This window comes from Erwinia oleae (genome assembly GCF_000770305.1).
In the GTDB taxonomy this organism is placed as follows: domain Bacteria; phylum Pseudomonadota; class Gammaproteobacteria; order Enterobacterales; family Enterobacteriaceae; genus Erwinia; species Erwinia oleae.
Map to the genome: position 1 here is coordinate 14,433 of NZ_JNVB01000058.1, position 14,599 is coordinate 29,031.

At 56.2% G+C, this 14,599-nt stretch carries 11 protein-coding genes; 6 read left to right on the forward strand and 5 right to left on the reverse strand.

Translation table 11 applies throughout. The features are described 5' to 3' along the window. Window positions 1-73 precede the first annotated feature (73 nt). Together pyrF and yciH are read left to right on the forward strand one after the other, a co-directional pair. A complete protein-coding gene (gene pyrF / locus GS12_RS16970; protein ID WP_034949069.1) occupies window positions 74-784 on the forward strand; it encodes an orotidine-5'-phosphate decarboxylase in 711 nt (236 codons plus the stop codon). Then, window positions 784-1,110: a stress response translation initiation inhibitor YciH gene (yciH, locus tag GS12_RS16975; RefSeq protein WP_034949071.1), complete on the forward strand. Its 327-nt coding sequence runs from the start codon at window positions 784-786 to the stop codon at window positions 1,108-1,110. Before pyrF ends, yciH begins: the two co-directional genes overlap by 1 nt. A gap of 85 nt (window positions 1,111-1,195) precedes the next feature. Here the strand turns inward: yciH and osmB are convergent, their stop codons facing one another. After that, the gene (gene osmB, locus GS12_RS16980) at window positions 1,196-1,414 is read right to left on the reverse strand and encodes an osmotically-inducible lipoprotein OsmB (protein WP_034915083.1); all 219 of its coding nucleotides are present in this window, start codon (window positions 1,412-1,414) and stop codon (window positions 1,196-1,198) included. A gap of 319 nt (window positions 1,415-1,733) precedes the next feature. Here osmB and GS12_RS16985 point away from each other — a divergent pair, with 319 nt between their 5' ends. Together GS12_RS16985 and GS12_RS16990 are read left to right on the forward strand one after the other, a co-directional pair. After that, window positions 1,734-2,441 (forward strand): L-ribulose-5-phosphate 4-epimerase, encoded by a 708-nt coding sequence (locus GS12_RS16985; protein ID WP_034949073.1) that lies wholly within the window; start codon window positions 1,734-1,736, stop codon window positions 2,439-2,441. 96 nt (window positions 2,442-2,537) lie between these two features. Beyond that, window positions 2,538-3,407 carry a crotonase/enoyl-CoA hydratase family protein gene (locus GS12_RS16990; RefSeq protein WP_034915077.1) on the forward strand — a complete coding sequence of 290 codons (870 nt, stop codon included), beginning with the start codon at window positions 2,538-2,540 and terminating at the stop codon, window positions 3,405-3,407. Here the strand turns inward: GS12_RS16990 and pdeR are convergent. From pdeR to GS12_RS17010, 4 genes are all read right to left on the reverse strand, one after another. Continuing rightward, window positions 3,404-5,404, reverse strand: a complete 2,001-nt coding sequence (gene pdeR, locus GS12_RS16995; RefSeq protein WP_034949075.1) for a cyclic di-GMP phosphodiesterase — start codon at window positions 5,402-5,404, stop codon at window positions 3,404-3,406. The two genes, GS12_RS16990 and pdeR, sit on opposite strands and share 4 nt — an antisense overlap. A gap of 264 nt (window positions 5,405-5,668) precedes the next feature. After that, window positions 5,669-7,735, reverse strand: coding sequence for a carbon starvation CstA family protein (locus tag GS12_RS17000; protein ID WP_034949077.1), 2,067 nt, complete (start codon window positions 7,733-7,735; stop codon window positions 5,669-5,671). Window positions 7,736-7,899: 164 nt separating this feature from the next. Next, window positions 7,900-9,834 (reverse strand): exoribonuclease II, encoded by a 1,935-nt coding sequence (locus GS12_RS17005; protein WP_034949087.1) that lies wholly within the window; start codon window positions 9,832-9,834, stop codon window positions 7,900-7,902. A gap of 155 nt (window positions 9,835-9,989) precedes the next feature. Further along, the gene (locus GS12_RS17010; RefSeq protein WP_034949079.1) at window positions 9,990-12,299 is read right to left on the reverse strand and encodes an FdhF/YdeP family oxidoreductase; all 2,310 of its coding nucleotides are present in this window, start codon (window positions 12,297-12,299) and stop codon (window positions 9,990-9,992) included. A 288-nt stretch (window positions 12,300-12,587) separates the two neighbouring features. Here GS12_RS17010 and GS12_RS17015 point away from each other — a divergent pair, with 288 nt between their 5' ends. Then, entirely contained in the window at window positions 12,588-14,135 is a 1,548-nt protein-coding gene (locus tag GS12_RS17015; protein ID WP_407637867.1) for a PTS transporter subunit EIIC, read from the forward strand. Between the two features lie 114 nt (window positions 14,136-14,249). Further along, window positions 14,250-14,599 (forward strand): LysR family transcriptional regulator (locus tag GS12_RS17020; RefSeq protein WP_034949083.1); only part of this gene is annotated, 350 nt, incomplete at its 3' end.

Genomic DNA, 14,599 nt, shown 5'->3' on the forward strand with positions numbered 1-14,599 from the left:
TTTCTGGTCGCACAGGTAAAATGCCAGCCGTTTAACTTTCGCGCCGCGCGGTGCTTCACTCTGAGGACATTACATGCAAACGTCTCATGGCTCACCGATTTTGCTGGCACTGGACTACGCCGACCTCAACAGCGCAATGACGCTGGTTGACGGCATCGATCCTTCGCGCTGCCGCCTGAAAGTCGGCAAGGAGATGTTTACGCTGTTTGGCCCGCAGCTGGTACGCGATCTGCAAGGGCGCGGCTTCGAGGTTTTCCTCGATCTCAAATTCCACGATATTCCAAACACTACGGCACGTGCAGTCGCGGCGGCGGCCGATCTGGGCGTGTGGATGGTAAACGTTCACGCCAGCGGCGGGGCGCGCATGATGACAGCGGCGCGTGAAGCGTTACTGCCGTTTGGTCAGGACGCGCCGCTGCTGATCGCCGTCACCGTCCTCACCAGCATGGAGGCGGAGGATTTGCGCGGCACGGGTATCGACATGCCTCCCGCCGACCACGCTTTCAGGCTGGCGCAGCTCAGCCAGCAGTGCGGAGTGGATGGCGTGGTCTGCTCCGCGCAGGAAGCCGTGCACTTCAAACAGGCGCTGGGGCACGATTTTAAGTTAGTCACGCCGGGTATCCGGCCGTCCGGCAGCGATGCAGGCGATCAGCGTCGCATTATGACGCCACAGCAGGCGCAGCAGGCAGGTGTGGATTATATGGTTATTGGCCGTCCGATCACGCAGGCTGCCAATCCGGCGCAGGCGCTGACCGACATTCTTACCGCGTTACAGGAGGCCTGATGGCTGATGACAACAGCAGGCTGGTTTACTCCACCGAAACCGGCCGTATCGACCAGCCGAAAACGACGGCGGCACGACCGAAAGGCGACGGTATTGTGCGTATTCAGCGGCAGACCAGCGGTCGTAAAGGCAAGGGCGTGTGCCTGATCACCGGCGTCGATCTTGCCGACGGCGAACTGGACAAGCTGGCCGCAGAATTGAAAAAAAAATGCGGCTGCGGCGGCGCAGTTAAAGAGGGCATTATCGAAATTCAGGGTGATAAACGCGAGCTGCTTAAAACGCTGCTGGAAGGAAAGGGCTTCAGGGTCAGGCTGGCCGGCGGCTGATATGAGAAGGCCGCGAACAGTGTCGCGGCCTTTAGATGTGTAGATGCGCTGCTATAGCCAGATTTTTATTTATAAGAATAACGATTTAACGACTGATCTGATGACCAATAATACCACCCACCGCGGCTCCGCCAACGGTACCAAGGCCGCTGCCGTTAGACAGAATTGAGCCGCCAATTGCCCCTGCGCCTGCACCAATTGCCGTATTACGATCGCGTTTAGACCAGTTTGAGCAACCGCTCAGGGATAACACCAGCGTTGCAGCCAGCAGGCTGGCGGTAATGCGTTTTGCAGTCATTGACATAATTACTTCTCCATTTTTTCAACTACAGGGAACACTCCATCAGTATAGTGCGTGCCCTGCGTTTTCGGCCTGTTTTCAGTACATTTATGCGCGATTTATCAGATGTCAGCAGGGTAGTGAGCACGCTGACTATCACCTTATGTCACAACAGGAAGATACAGTGTAACGTTTCGTCACAGGCTGAACAGGTTAAAAATTCTTAAAGCCGTTGCCATATTTTACCTGTCAGCCATTTACTGCCCGCCATCCAGCCAGTCTCTCCATACCCTATCCTGTTGCCGCCACGGACAATGTTGCAAAGCGCATAAGGGAGCAATCCATGTTAGAGCAACTCAAACAGCAGGTGCTGGACGCCAATCTGGCCCTTCCGCATCATGGTCTGGTGGTCTTCACCTGGGGCAATGTCAGCGCAATCGATCGCGCCTCCGGGCTGATGGTCATCAAACCCTCGGGTGTGGCCTACGCAGGCATGCAGCGTGATGATATGGTGGTCGTCAATGTGAAAAGTGGCGAAATTGTTGAAGGAGACAAGCGTCCTTCATCGGATACCGATACGCATCGCGCGCTCTATCTGGCGTGGCCTGATATCGGCAGTATCGTACATACCCATTCGCGCCACGCCACCGTCTGGGCACAGGCGGGCCGCGATCTTCCGGCCTGGGGCACAACGCATGCCGATGACTTTTACGGCGCCATTCCCTGCACGCGTCAGATGAAACGCGAGGAAATTGAAAGCCGCTACGAGTGGCAAACCGCAGACGTCATCATCGAAACCTTCCGTGAACGCGCGCTTGATCCGCTGGCAATCCCGGCGGTGCTGGTGAACTCGCACGGGCCGTTCTGCTGGGGCAAAACCGCCGAAGAGGCCGTTCATGCCGCCGTGGTGCTGGAAGAGGTGGCATTTATGGGCATTCATACTCAGCAACTTTCGCCACGGCTTCCGCCGATTCAGCAACCGCTGCTTGATTGTCACTATTTGCGCAAACACGGCAGCAACGCCTGGTATGGACAAAAAAAAATAGAGTAATTAGCACGCGTAATATCTCAAGAGCATTTAGTCGAATCATCCTCTGGACTACGCTGGCAGGGCGCTTAAGCGCACCCATAAACAGAGGATGACACTATGACAGTAATTAATCAGACAACCTGTAGGCTGTTTAACGAAGTTGGGCAGACCAGCCAGCTCTCCGCGTACTATGAAGAGGAGCGCAATACCATGTGGATGCTGCTGAGAGCCCAACCGCGGCCCAGCTTCAATCACGCCTTGATGGAAGAGATTATGAATCTCAGCTACGCCGCGCAGCGATCCGGTCTGCCAATCGACTTTTGGGTTACCGGCTCAATGGTGCCGGGCATGTTCAACGCCGGCGGCGATCTGCGCTTCTTTGTCGAGTCCATCAAAAATGGTCAGCGGGAAGCGCTGCGAGCCTACGCCAGAGCCTGCGTTGACTGCATTCATGCGGCGGCGCGCGGTTTTGACACCGGCGCGGTGAGCATTGCCATGGTTGAAGGCAGCGCGCTTGGTGGCGGTTTTGAAGCCGCGTTAGCTCACCATTTCATTCTTGCCCAGAGCACGGCGCGCATGGGTTTCCCTGAGATTGCGTTTAACCTGTTTCCCGGCATGGGCGGTTATTCGCTGGTGGCTCGCCGTGCAGGCATGAAGCTGGCGGAAGAGCTGATATGTGAAGGGGAAGCGCATACCGCTGAATGGTTTCTTTCACGCGGCCTGGTGGATAAGATCTTTGAACCGGAAGAGGCTTATCAAACCACGCGTACCTTCATTGACCTGATGCGGCCAAAACTGAACGGGGTAAGAGCGATGCTCAAAGCGCGCCAGCGGGTGCTGCAACTGACGCGTGGCGAACTGATGGATATCACCGAAGACTGGGTAGACTTTGCATTTCGGCTGGAGCCGAAAGACATCGCCTATATGGAACGACTGGTGCAGTTACAGGATCGCCACAGTGCACAGTCGATGCGTCGCGCGGGTTAACCCGTTGACGACATCTGATTAGCAGGATGCTGTAGAAGCCAGTGCTCGAGTTCATCGGCGGGCATTGGCTTCGCATACAGATAGCCCTGCCGCCCATCAACGCCGCTCGCAACCACAAACTCCTCTTCTTCTTTTGTCTCGACGCCTTCGGCAATGACGTTCAGGTCTAATGCCTTCGCCACAGCGATAATCGCCCGCACCAGCGACTGCGAAACCGGCTGTTGATTAACGCCGCGAATGAAACTCTGATCGAGCTTGATGGCATTGATTGGCACGCGGGCAAGCTGCGACAGAGAGGAATAGCCGGTGCCAAAATCGTCGAGATGGATTTCAGCGCCTAACGCTTTAAACTGTTCCATCAACGCCAGCGCCATCTGTTCGTTATCAATCAGGCAGCTTTCGGTCAGTTCAATGTCAATCGGGCAGCTGTCCAGACCGGCCTGCTCCAGCGCCAGCCTGAGATCGGAGTAGATGCTCTGGTCAATAAGCTGACGCGGTGAAACGTTCACCGCCACGCGCAGATGGATGCCTTTTTCCCGCCAGTTCAGGATCTGCTTCAGGGCGGTGAGCATTACCCAGCGTCCAAGCGGAACGATCAAGCCCGACTCTTCCGCATAGGAGATAAAACTTCCTGGCGGCACCAGCCCACGTTCAGGCGACAGCCAGCGTACCAGCGCCTCAACGCTGGTGACTTTGCCGTCGCTATCCAGTTTTGGCTGGTAGTGAATAATCAACTGATTAAGATCCAGCGCCTTACGGAGGTTAGTATCCAGCCATAAATATTCGAAAACGCGCTGGTTCATTTCCGCACTGAAGATACAGAACTTACCGCGTCCATTCTCTTTCGCGGTATACATGGCGGTATCCGCATTGCGCAACAGGCTCTCGCGATCCGTACCGTGCTGCGGGCTGACCGCGATGCCGATGGAGCAGCCTGAGTAGACTTCGATTAAGCCAATACGGAAGGGCTGCCTCAGTCGGTTAAGAATGCGCGACGCCATCGACTCCAGCGCGGCCTGGCTGGTATGTCTTGCCAGCACGATAAACTCATCGCCCCCGAGCCGCGCCAGCGTTTGCTCGTTCTCCAGACAGCTCAGCACCGCCAGCGACACCGCCTTGAGCAACTGGTCGCCGAACATGTGCCCGTAGGCGTCATTCACTTTCTTAAAGTTGTCCAGATCGAGATAAACGATGCCGACCTGCTCATCACTTTGCACCGCCAGCGCATCGGCAATCAGCTGGTTGACCGCATTGCGGTTTGGAAGACCGGTAATCGTGTCGGTATTGGCCATCACCCGCAGCCGCTCCTGCGCATGACGCTCTTCGGTGATATCTGTACCGGAGCAGATCAGGTAGATCTCATTTTTGCCGCTGCCGCTGTGAACGAATTTATTACGGAACAGAAACAGGCGCTGGCCTTTTTTGGTTTTAATCCAGCGCTCTACCTCATAAGAGCTGCCCTCGCGGAAAAAGCCGCTGATATTACGCCGCGACGCAGCCGCTTCCTGCTTGCTCATAAAGAGCTGGAAAACGTTACGGCCGATAACTTCCTGCTCCTTCAGGCCGGTATACTCTTCGCACAGGCGGTTGAAGCGCTGAATATTCCCGCGATGATCGACAATAACGATAACAGAATTCGCCTCGGAAACGACCTGCTCAGCAAAGGAGAGGCCCATTGACAGATCCCGCGCCACCGCGCGCGTGTCGCCCCAGGCGGAGGCGCTGCCTGCCCATTCATACTGATTCACCTTCCTGCCGACCAGATGCATCGGCATCTCTTCGCCATACAGCGAAACGGTGAGGTTAATGCTGGAGGTAATCACCGTCATGCTGCGCAGCAGGCTGGCCTGCGAGGGCGTAAGCGCAATGGCTATTTGCGTGCTGGCCTTCTCATCTTCAGCAAATTTGAGCGCGTCGCTGTCAGAGGTTAAACGCCAGTGAGGGCTTGCCGTGCCAAACCATGTGTAGAAAAGCGCTTGCCCTTGATCATCGGTCATCGATTGTCTCCTTGAAGAACCAGTGGGCACTATCTTATTATTTTAGCAACAGTATTCGGCAACCCGCAGAATCTCAAGCCGTCCGGTAAATATATTTTATGTGCGAAAATTACTGATTCTGATAAAAAAGCCCTGGCCGTAAGGCCAGGGCGAAGAGGTCATGCGGGCGTTTGCCCTCTTGGATGCCAGGAACAACCGGGCCGCGTATCCGTTTTCAGCGGGTTAAGACCATAAGCGTCATTAATGTCACAGCCTGCAAACGCATCAGGCGCGGTTACCTTCACTGCGCAGGGAAACATCGGTTTCATGTACCGTCGGCTGCGAGCTGGCAAGCGCGCGACGGATCACAAAAAAGGCGGCGACCAGCATTGTCACTGCCACCAGCATGAAAAAGCCGCAAAGCAGGGCGTTTATCTGATTGCTGAACACAATGGTCTGCATATCCGCTATCGTTTTTGCGGGCGCGATGATAATGCCATCCTCAATGCCTTTGGAAAATTTGTTAGCCTGCGCCAGAAAGCCGATACCGGGTTTTTCATGGAAAATTTTCTGCCAGCCCGCGGTCATTGAGGTGATAAACAGCCAGATCGTAGGCAGGATCGTGACCCAGGCGTAACGCTGTTTTTTCATTTTAAACAGCACCACGGTGCCGAGGATCAGCGCCATCGAGGCCAACATCTGGTTGCCGATGCCGAACAGCGGCCAGAGCGTATTGATACCGCCCAGCGGATCGACCACCCCCTGATAAACGAAGAATCCCCATCCGGCCACCGCCACGGTCGTTCCGGCCATATTGCCAATCCAGGAGCGGTTATTCGCCAGCGACGGCACCACCGTACCCACCAGATCCTGCACCATGAAACGACAGGCGCGCGTACCGGCATCAACGGCGGTCAGAATAAACAGTGCCTCAAACAGAATCGCGAAGTGATACCAGAAGGCCATCATTGCGCGACTGTTAAACACCTCGGTGATGATATGCGCCATGCCGACGGCAAAGGTCGGCGCGCCGCCCGCGCGGGAGAGAATAGTGCCTTCACCCACGTCACGCGCAATGCCGTTCAGCACTTCCGGCGTCAACACGAAACCCCAGCCGTTAATTGCCTGCGAGGCGGATTCAACGGTTGTGCCAATCAGCGCGGCGGGCGAATTCATCGCGAAGTAGACGCCGGGATCGATAACCGAGGCGCAAATCAGCGCCATGATAGCGACAAAAGATTCCATCAGCATGGCGCCGTAGCCGATAAAACGAATATGACTTTCGCGTTCAATCAGCTTTGGCGTAGTGCCGCTGGATACCAGCGCGTGGAAGCCCGAAATCGCACCACAGGCGATGGTGATAAACAGGAAAGGGAACAGGCTGCCGGAAAACACCGGGCCGCTGCCGTCGATAAATTTGGTGAAGGCGGGCATCTTCATTTCCGGCATGGCAAACAGAATGCCCACGGCCAGACCAATAATGACGCCGATTTTCAGGAAGGTGGAAAGATAGTCGCGCGGCGCCAGCAACAGCCATACCGGCAGAACCGAGGCAACAAAACCATAAATGACCAGCACCCAGGTCAGCGTGGTGCCTTTCAGGGTGAAGAAAGGGCCCCAGTAGGGATGCTGCGCGATGTTGCCGCCATAAATAATCGCCGCCATCATCAGCACAAAACCAATCAACGACACTTCGGCAATTTTTCCAGGGCGCAGAAAACGCATGTAGATGCCCATCAACAGCGCAATTGGAATGGTGGCGGCAATAGTGAACAGACCCCACGGGCTGTTTGCCAGCGCTTTTACCACCACCAGCGCCAGCGCGGAGAGAATAATGATCATCACGCCCAGCGCCCCGAGCATGGTAATCACGCCCGCGAAGGCGCCAAGTTCCTGCTTCGCCATCTCGCCCAGCGAGCGTCCGTCACGCCGGGTCGAAATAAACAGGATCAAAAAGTCCTGCACCGCACCGGCCAGCATCACGCCGACCAGTATCCAGATCGTACCCGGCAGGAAGCCCATTTGTGCGGCAAGAATGGGCCCGACCAGCGGTCCGGCGCCCGCGATGGCGGCGAAGTGATGTCCGAACAGAACCCATTTATTGGTAGGCACATAATCCAGACCGTCGTTATTGCGTTCGGCAGGCGTCAGGCGACGATCGTCAAGTTCAAAAATATTACGAGCAATAAACAGGCTGTAAAAGCGGTAGGCGATGCTGTAACACGCCACAGCAGCCACCACCAGCCACAGCGCATTAACATGCTCGCCGCGGTTCAGCGCCAGCATCGCGAAGGCGCCCGCGCCAATAACTGCAACCACTAACCAGGCAATATGACTCTTTATCTTTTTCATGGATAACTCCCGGGTAACCGGCAAAAGGTCAGAACCAGAAGTAAACGTAATGTAATTATTTGTTAATGAAAGTGAGTCAGGAAAGAAGTGTGAGGCGCCGGGCGTTTTTTTATTGGCGGGAGAAGAGAGAGGTGGGATAAACGGGTTATCCCACCTTTGTCAGGTTAAGCGACCGGACGCGCCACGACGCTGCGGGTTTCCATGCGAACTTCCGCAATCGTCACCTCAATCACATCGGTGACGCGGTAAGCCACTTCGCCTTTGATCTGCACGGTGCCATTCTCCTGGCTGCATACCAGCTCATCACGCACGGCATGAATGAACGGGGCAGGGATAAAGGCTACCGCACCGTTATCAACCAGGCGCACGCGCATGCCGCCGCGTGAGACGTCGATAATCTCTGCCTGAAAACGCTGCTGGCTGCTGACGTGTTTCTCAAGGAAACGCGAGTAGAGCCAGTCTCCCACGTCGCGCTCCGCCATGCGATTCTGGCGACGACGCTCGTTCATTTTCACGGTAATGTCGTCCAGCGGACGCTCAGCGTTTTCGCCTTTGATCATCGCCTTCAGCAGGCGATGGTTAATCATGTCGCCATACTTACGGATAGGCGAGGTCCAGGTTGCGTACGCCTCCAGACCAAGGCCAAAGTGCGGGCCAGGCTGCGTGCTGATATCGGCAAAGGACTGGAACCGGCGGATACGGCTGTCAAGAAACTGCGTCGGCTGCGCGTCAAGATCGCGGCGAAGCGTGCGGAAACCCTCAAGCGTGGCGATGGCCAGCGGATCGACCTTCACGCCGTGGTTTTCCAGTACGGTGGCAGCCTGCTCGGCGCCGACGGCGTCAAAACCAAGGTGCACGTTATAGATGCCGAAGCCAAGACGGTCGCGCAGCACAATTGCCGCGCAGATGTTAGCCGCGATCATCGCTTCTTCGACGATGCGATTCGCGATACGGCGGTGTTCAGCAATGATATCCAGCACCTCGCCTTTTTCGCCTAACAGGAAGCGGAAGTCAGGACGATCTTTGAACACCAGCGCATGCGTCTGACGCCATTCGGCGCGGGCCAGGCAAACGCGGTGCAGCAGACGGATCTGATTGGCTATGGCATCGTTTTCAGGCTGCCATTCGCCTTTGTTTTCCAGCCAGTCGGAGACGTTGTCATAGGCCAGCTTCGCCTTTGACTCGATCCACGCCGCAAAGAAATGGATCTCTTCACCCAGCGTCCCGTCCGCGGCAACATTCACTCGGCAGGCAAGTACCGGGCGGCGTTCATGAGGACGCAGCGAACAGATATTGTCTGAAAGCTCGCGCGGCAGCATCGGGATATTGAAGCCCGGCAAATAGTTGGTAAATGAGCGCTCGGCGGCGATGGCGTCCAGCTCGGTGTTGGCCGCAACGTAAGCGGTGGGATCGGCAATAGCAATCGTCAGCGTCAGCGCGCCGTCGGCGGCTTCTTCTGCATAAAGCGCATCGTCCATGTCTTCGGTGCTGGCGCTGTCGATGGTGACAAAATTCAGCGCGGTCAGATCGCTCCGTTCAAGCTGTTCGTCCAGCATTTCGCCGGTCACCGCCTCTGGCGCTTCGCGCTCAAGACTATGGCGTGAAAGCGTCACCCACCACGGCGCAAGATGATCGTCACCGGTGGTAATAAACTGTGTCAGCTCGGCGTAAAAGGTGCGGTCGCCCTTGAGCGGATGGCGGCGCATTTCAGCCACGGCCCAGTCGCCTGCCTGAAAATCATGTTCCACGCCACGTGCGCTACGACACTGGATGGCTTCTTTCAGCAGGGGATGATCCGGCACAACAGACAATCTGTCGTCTTTTCTCTGGACGCGGCCCACGAAGCGCGTCAGAAAAGGTTCAACCAGCTTTTCAGGATCGGCAATTTCACGATCCTTATCGGTTTGCAGCACGGCGACAATGCGGTCGCCATGCATCACTTTTTTCATGAACGGCGGTGGAATGAAATAGCTCTTTTGGGCGTCAACTTCGAGGAAGCCGAAGCCTTTATCGGTGCCTTTAACTACCCCTTCAACACGCGGCGTCTGGGAGTGAAGCTTCTCTTTGAGCTGCGCGAGCAGCGGGTTATCCTGGAACATAATCTCAACAGTTTTGGTGGCTAAGAGCGGCACACAGTTTTACGCGATTAGGCGTCTCGCGGCAAGTAAAAAGCCGGGAAACGGGGGCGTTAACCCGTTCTCAACCCCGCCATTTCCTGTGCATAAATCACCGACGCCGGTTCGCCTTGCTGCCTTCACGCAATGCGCAGCGTGTCCACCCGCGCCGACAGGCTTATTTTAACCGGCACCGATTTCGAGGTCGGCGTGCCACTGCCGTCGCCAAAGCTTGAAAGCGGCACCAGCGGGTTGGTTTCCGGATAGTAGGCCGCCAGATTGCCGCGCGGAATAGCATAGGGCACCAGCGTAAAGCCGTTGACCTGGCGCGTAATGCCGTCATTCCATACTGTTTCAATATCCACTTTGTCGCCAGCAGAAAGTCCCTGCGCCGCCATATCGTCCGGGTTGATAAACAGCACGTCGCGCTGACCATAAACGCCGCGATAGCGGTCATCAAGCCCGTAAATGGTGGTATTGTACTGGTCGTGCGAGCGCAGCGTTTGCAGCGTGAAAGGTACGACAACCTCGCCCAGCGGCGGAAACAGCGAATCCGGCAGCCGTGCGTCACTGAACTGTGCTTTATTATGCAGCGTATTAAAGCGGAACTCCGCAGCGGCATTGCCGAGGTAAAACCCGCCTTTGATATCGCATTTTGCATTGAAGTCGCTGAAACCGGGCAGGGTGGCGGCAATATGATCGCGGATCTTATTGTAATCCGCCGCCAGCGCCAGCCAGTCTACTTTTTCGCGGCCCAGTACCGCATGAGCAATACCGGCAACGATGGCGGTTTCCGAACGCTGCGTCTCAGCAATCGGTTTGCCGACGCCTTCCGAGGCGTGAACCATGCTGAATGAATCTTCGACGGTGATGAATTGCGGGCCGCTGGCCTGAATATCCTGCTCGGTGCGTCCCAGCGTCGGCAGGATCAACGCGTCTTTCTCGCCGGGGCAGAGATGGCTGCGATTCAGTTTGGTACTGATCTGCACGGTCAGACCGCAGCGGCGCAGCGCTTCTTCAGTCCGCGGGCTGTCCGGCGCGGCGGCGGCAAGGTTGCCGCCAAGGGCGATCAGCACTTTCACTTCGCCTCTGAGCATCGCTTCCAGCGCTTCGACGGTGTTGTGACCTGCTTCGCGCGGCGGCTCAAAATCAAAATGCGCGCCGAGACTGTCGAGAAACGCCTGCGACGGTTTTTCATCAATGCCCATGGTGCGGTTGCCCTGCACGTTGCTGTGACCACGCACCGGGCACAAACCTGCCCCTTTTTTCCCCAGTTGGCCAAACATCAGTTGCAGATTAACGATCTCCCGTACCGTATCAACGGAGTGCTTGTGCTGGGTGATGCCCATCGCCCAGGTGCAAATCACCCGTTCTGCGCTCTGATAAATCGCCGCCGCCTCGCGCAGTTGTTGTTCACTCAGGCCTGATTGCTTTTCAATCTTCGCCCAGGAGGTGGCGTCCACCGCAGCCAGATACGCTTCCAGCCCTTCGGTTTTCGCATTAATAAACACCTCGTCAAACAGGCCTTTTTCACCAGCGGCCAGGCGCGCGCGATGAGTTTCATTAAGCGCCTTCACCATACCGCGCACGGCGGCCATATCGCCGCCCAGATTGGGTTGGTAATAGGTGGAGCTGATGGTGCCCGCTTTGGTGGTAACCACTTCGAGCGGCTTTTGCGGATCGGCAAAGCGCTCAAGGCCGCGCTCGCGCAAGGTGTTGAAGGTCACGATTTTCGCACCGCGATCGGCGGCGTGACGCAGACTGTGCAGCATGCGCGGATGGTTGGTGCCGGGATTCTGACCAAAAACGAAAATGGCGTCAGCATGATCGAAATCATCCAGACGAATGGTGCCTTTACCCACGCCGATGCTGCGCTTCAGGCCGGTGCCGCTGGCTTCATGGCACATGTTAGAACAGTCGGGAAAATTGTTGCTGCCGTTCATACGGCCAAACAGCTGATACAGCCACGACGCCTCATTGCTGGCGCGACCGGAGGTATACAGCTCCATCTGGTCGGGGTTGTCCATTGCATGAATATGCTGCGCGATTAGCGCAAAGGCGTCGTCCCAACTGACGGGGTCATAGCGATCGGTCGCGTGATTGTAGCGCAGCGGTTCGGTGAGACGGCCCTGATATTCAAGGAAATAGTCGCTCTGCTGGTAAAGCGCCGTGACGGTATGTTCAGCGAAGAAACGGGCATCGATAAAGCGACGCGTGGCTTCCCATGTGACGGCTTTTGCGCCGTTTTCACAGAAGCTGAAGGTGCTTTTATTATCATCGCCCCAGGCGCAGCCGGGGCAGTCAAAGCCTTTGGCTTTGTTCATACGCATCAGGTTGCGCATGTTTTTCAGCACATGTTTGCTGTCGAGCACGAAGCGGGTGGTGGCTTCAAGAGAGCCCCAGCCGCCGGCGGCTGCCTGATAAGGTTTAATAGCCGTTTTGAATTTCATAAGCGATCGCAGGTTGGATTTATGTTTTTAAATTGTTAGCAAGTTATTGCGGGTTTTATGCAATTAGTCTGCTATCAGGTAAAAAAAATGTCTAATTGATTGGTTTAATGGTGCGATAGGCGCGCTTTATCATGAAAGTGTGAAGCAGTGCAAAGAAACGGCAGTAATGCCGCGTGTTTATCATACCGCGACCCGCCGCCTGGCTAATAATTAGGCTTTCCCGTCTGACACGATGAGGTGCCTGTGAAAGAATTTGCCAGCAAAATCCATGCGTTCGGCAAGGCGCTGATGATGCCGATTTCGGTCATTGCCGCCGCCGGTATTTTTCTTGGCGTTGCGGCGGCAATGCAAAATCCGGCTATTACTGGTGACGCGTTCGCTAACCTGCACGTTCCTCAGCTAATTATTGGCTTCATTCGCAAAGTGGCGGGGGCGCTGTTCGCCAACCTGCCGGTGTTTTTCGCCGTGGCCAGCGCCATCGGGCTGGCAAAGGCGGAGAAGCCTACCGCCGCCTTTGCCGCCGTGATTGGCTTCATCGCCATGCACGTTGGCGTGAGCGCCACGCTTGGCGCACAGGGGCTGACGGCGGTCACCACCACGCCGGAGGCGCTTCAGGCGAAAGGGATGGCGCAAACCGCCGCGATGATGACCTCGGCGGAATACATTGAAATGCTGGGGATCTTTACCTACAACATGAGCGTGCTGGGCGGGGTGATCGCCGGGCTGCTGACGGTGATGATCCACAACCGCTTTTACACCACGCAGTTGCCCACCGCTATCAGCTTCTTTGGCGGCCGCCGCTTTGTGCCGATTGTGACCGTGCTGGTGCTGCCGCTTGTTGGCGTGCTGCTGGCGATGATCTGGCCGACAATCGGCGCGGGCATTGCCTGGGTTGGCGAGCTGATTGGGAAAAGCGGACAGTACGGCGCGTTTCTTTATGGCACCAGCGAGCGGCTGCTGATCCCGACCGGTCTGCACCATATTCTCAATGAAACCGTGCGTTTCACGCCGATTGGCGGTATCGCCACCGTGGACAATCAGACCATTGTCGGCGCGCTAAATATTTTTAATAACGCACTGACGCATCCCGGTTCGATTCCCGACGATACCGTACGCAGTGCCACGCAGTTTCTGGCGCAGGGAAAGATCCCGGTCATGATGTTTGGGTTGCCCGCTGCGGCGCTGGCGATGTATCACTGCGCCAGGCCAGAGCACAAACAGCGGGTGAAGGCGCTGGTGCTGGCCGGCGCGCTGACCTCGTTTACCACCGGCATTACCGAACCGCTGGAGTTCTGTTTTATTTTTGTGTCGCCGGTGCTCTATCTGTTCCATGCGGTGCTGAGCGGGCTGTCGTTTATGCTGATGTCAATGATGCATCTGATGATCGGCAACGTGCAGGGCGGCGCTATCGATCTGGTGGTGTTTGGTATTCTTGGCGGCAGCAAAACGCACTGGTGGTGGTCGATCGTATTAGGCCTGATCTATGTGCCGATCTACTACTACGGTTTCCGCATGGTAATCATGCGGATGAATGTTGAGACACCGGGCCGCGAATCCGAAGAGGCTGAGAAAGAGACCACGCGCGTCTCTGCCGACGAGCGAACCAGGGTGATCATCAGCGGCCTGGGCGGCGAAGCCAATATCGAGGACGTCGATTGCTGCTTCACCCGCCTGCGCGTGCGGGTTAAAGAGATGAAAGAGGTGGTGGATCAAACGTTGATGACCACCGGCGCGAACGGCGTCAATCGCGTCAGCGATCACGACGTTCAGGTGATTTATGGCCCGCAGGTGGAGAAAATAGCCAACGAGGTCAAAACGGCGCTGGGCGTGGCCTGAGCGGCAGGTCGTTCAGGGATGAACTTACAATGCTTTCCGCGCCATCATTTTTCATGAGTGTTATTATCTGAAAAATGCCTGAAAGCGCTTACCTTAACTCACTGAACATTATTAATGGATATCAAGCAGCTCATCTACCTTGTCAACCTTGAGCGGGAACGCCACTTTGGTCGTGCCGCTGAAGCCAGCTTTGTCAGCCAGCCCACGCTGTCGATGCGGCTGAAAAACCTTGAGCGCGAGCTGGGGCTTTCACTGATTAACCGCAGCAACAACTTCGACGGATCTACTTCGGAAGGGGAACGGGTGCTTGCCTGGGCGCGGGAAATCGTTTCTGTTTATCAGGGGCTGAAGCTTGAAGTCGAATCGCTTAAACACGGCGTAAACGGCACACTACGCATTGGCGCGGTGCCTCAGTGCAGTATCTCGCTGCCGCTGATGCTTAAAGCAGTCAGCGACCGCTATCC

Coding starts and splice junctions, on each gene's coding strand:
- pyrF (WP_034949069.1), top strand. CDS start 74: ATGCAAACGTCTCATGGCTCACCGATTTTGCTGGCACTGGACTACGCC.
- yciH (WP_034949071.1), top strand. CDS start 784: ATGGCTGATGACAACAGCAGGCTGGTTTACTCCACCGAAACCGGCCGT.
- osmB (WP_034915083.1), bottom strand. CDS start 1,414: ATGTCAATGACTGCAAAACGCATTACCGCCAGCCTGCTGGCTGCAACG.
- GS12_RS16985 (WP_034949073.1), top strand. CDS start 1,734: ATGTTAGAGCAACTCAAACAGCAGGTGCTGGACGCCAATCTGGCCCTT.
- GS12_RS16990 (WP_034915077.1), top strand. CDS start 2,538: ATGACAGTAATTAATCAGACAACCTGTAGGCTGTTTAACGAAGTTGGG.
- pdeR (WP_034949075.1), bottom strand. CDS start 5,404: ATGACCGATGATCAAGGGCAAGCGCTTTTCTACACATGGTTTGGCACG.
- GS12_RS17000 (WP_034949077.1), bottom strand. CDS start 7,735: ATGAAAAAGATAAAGAGTCATATTGCCTGGTTAGTGGTTGCAGTTATT.
- GS12_RS17005 (WP_034949087.1), bottom strand. CDS start 9,834: ATGTTCCAGGATAACCCGCTGCTCGCGCAGCTCAAAGAGAAGCTTCAC.
- GS12_RS17010 (WP_034949079.1), bottom strand. CDS start 12,299: ATGAAATTCAAAACGGCTATTAAACCTTATCAGGCAGCCGCCGGCGGC.
- GS12_RS17015 (WP_407637867.1), top strand. CDS start 12,588: ATGATGCCGATTTCGGTCATTGCCGCCGCCGGTATTTTTCTTGGCGTT.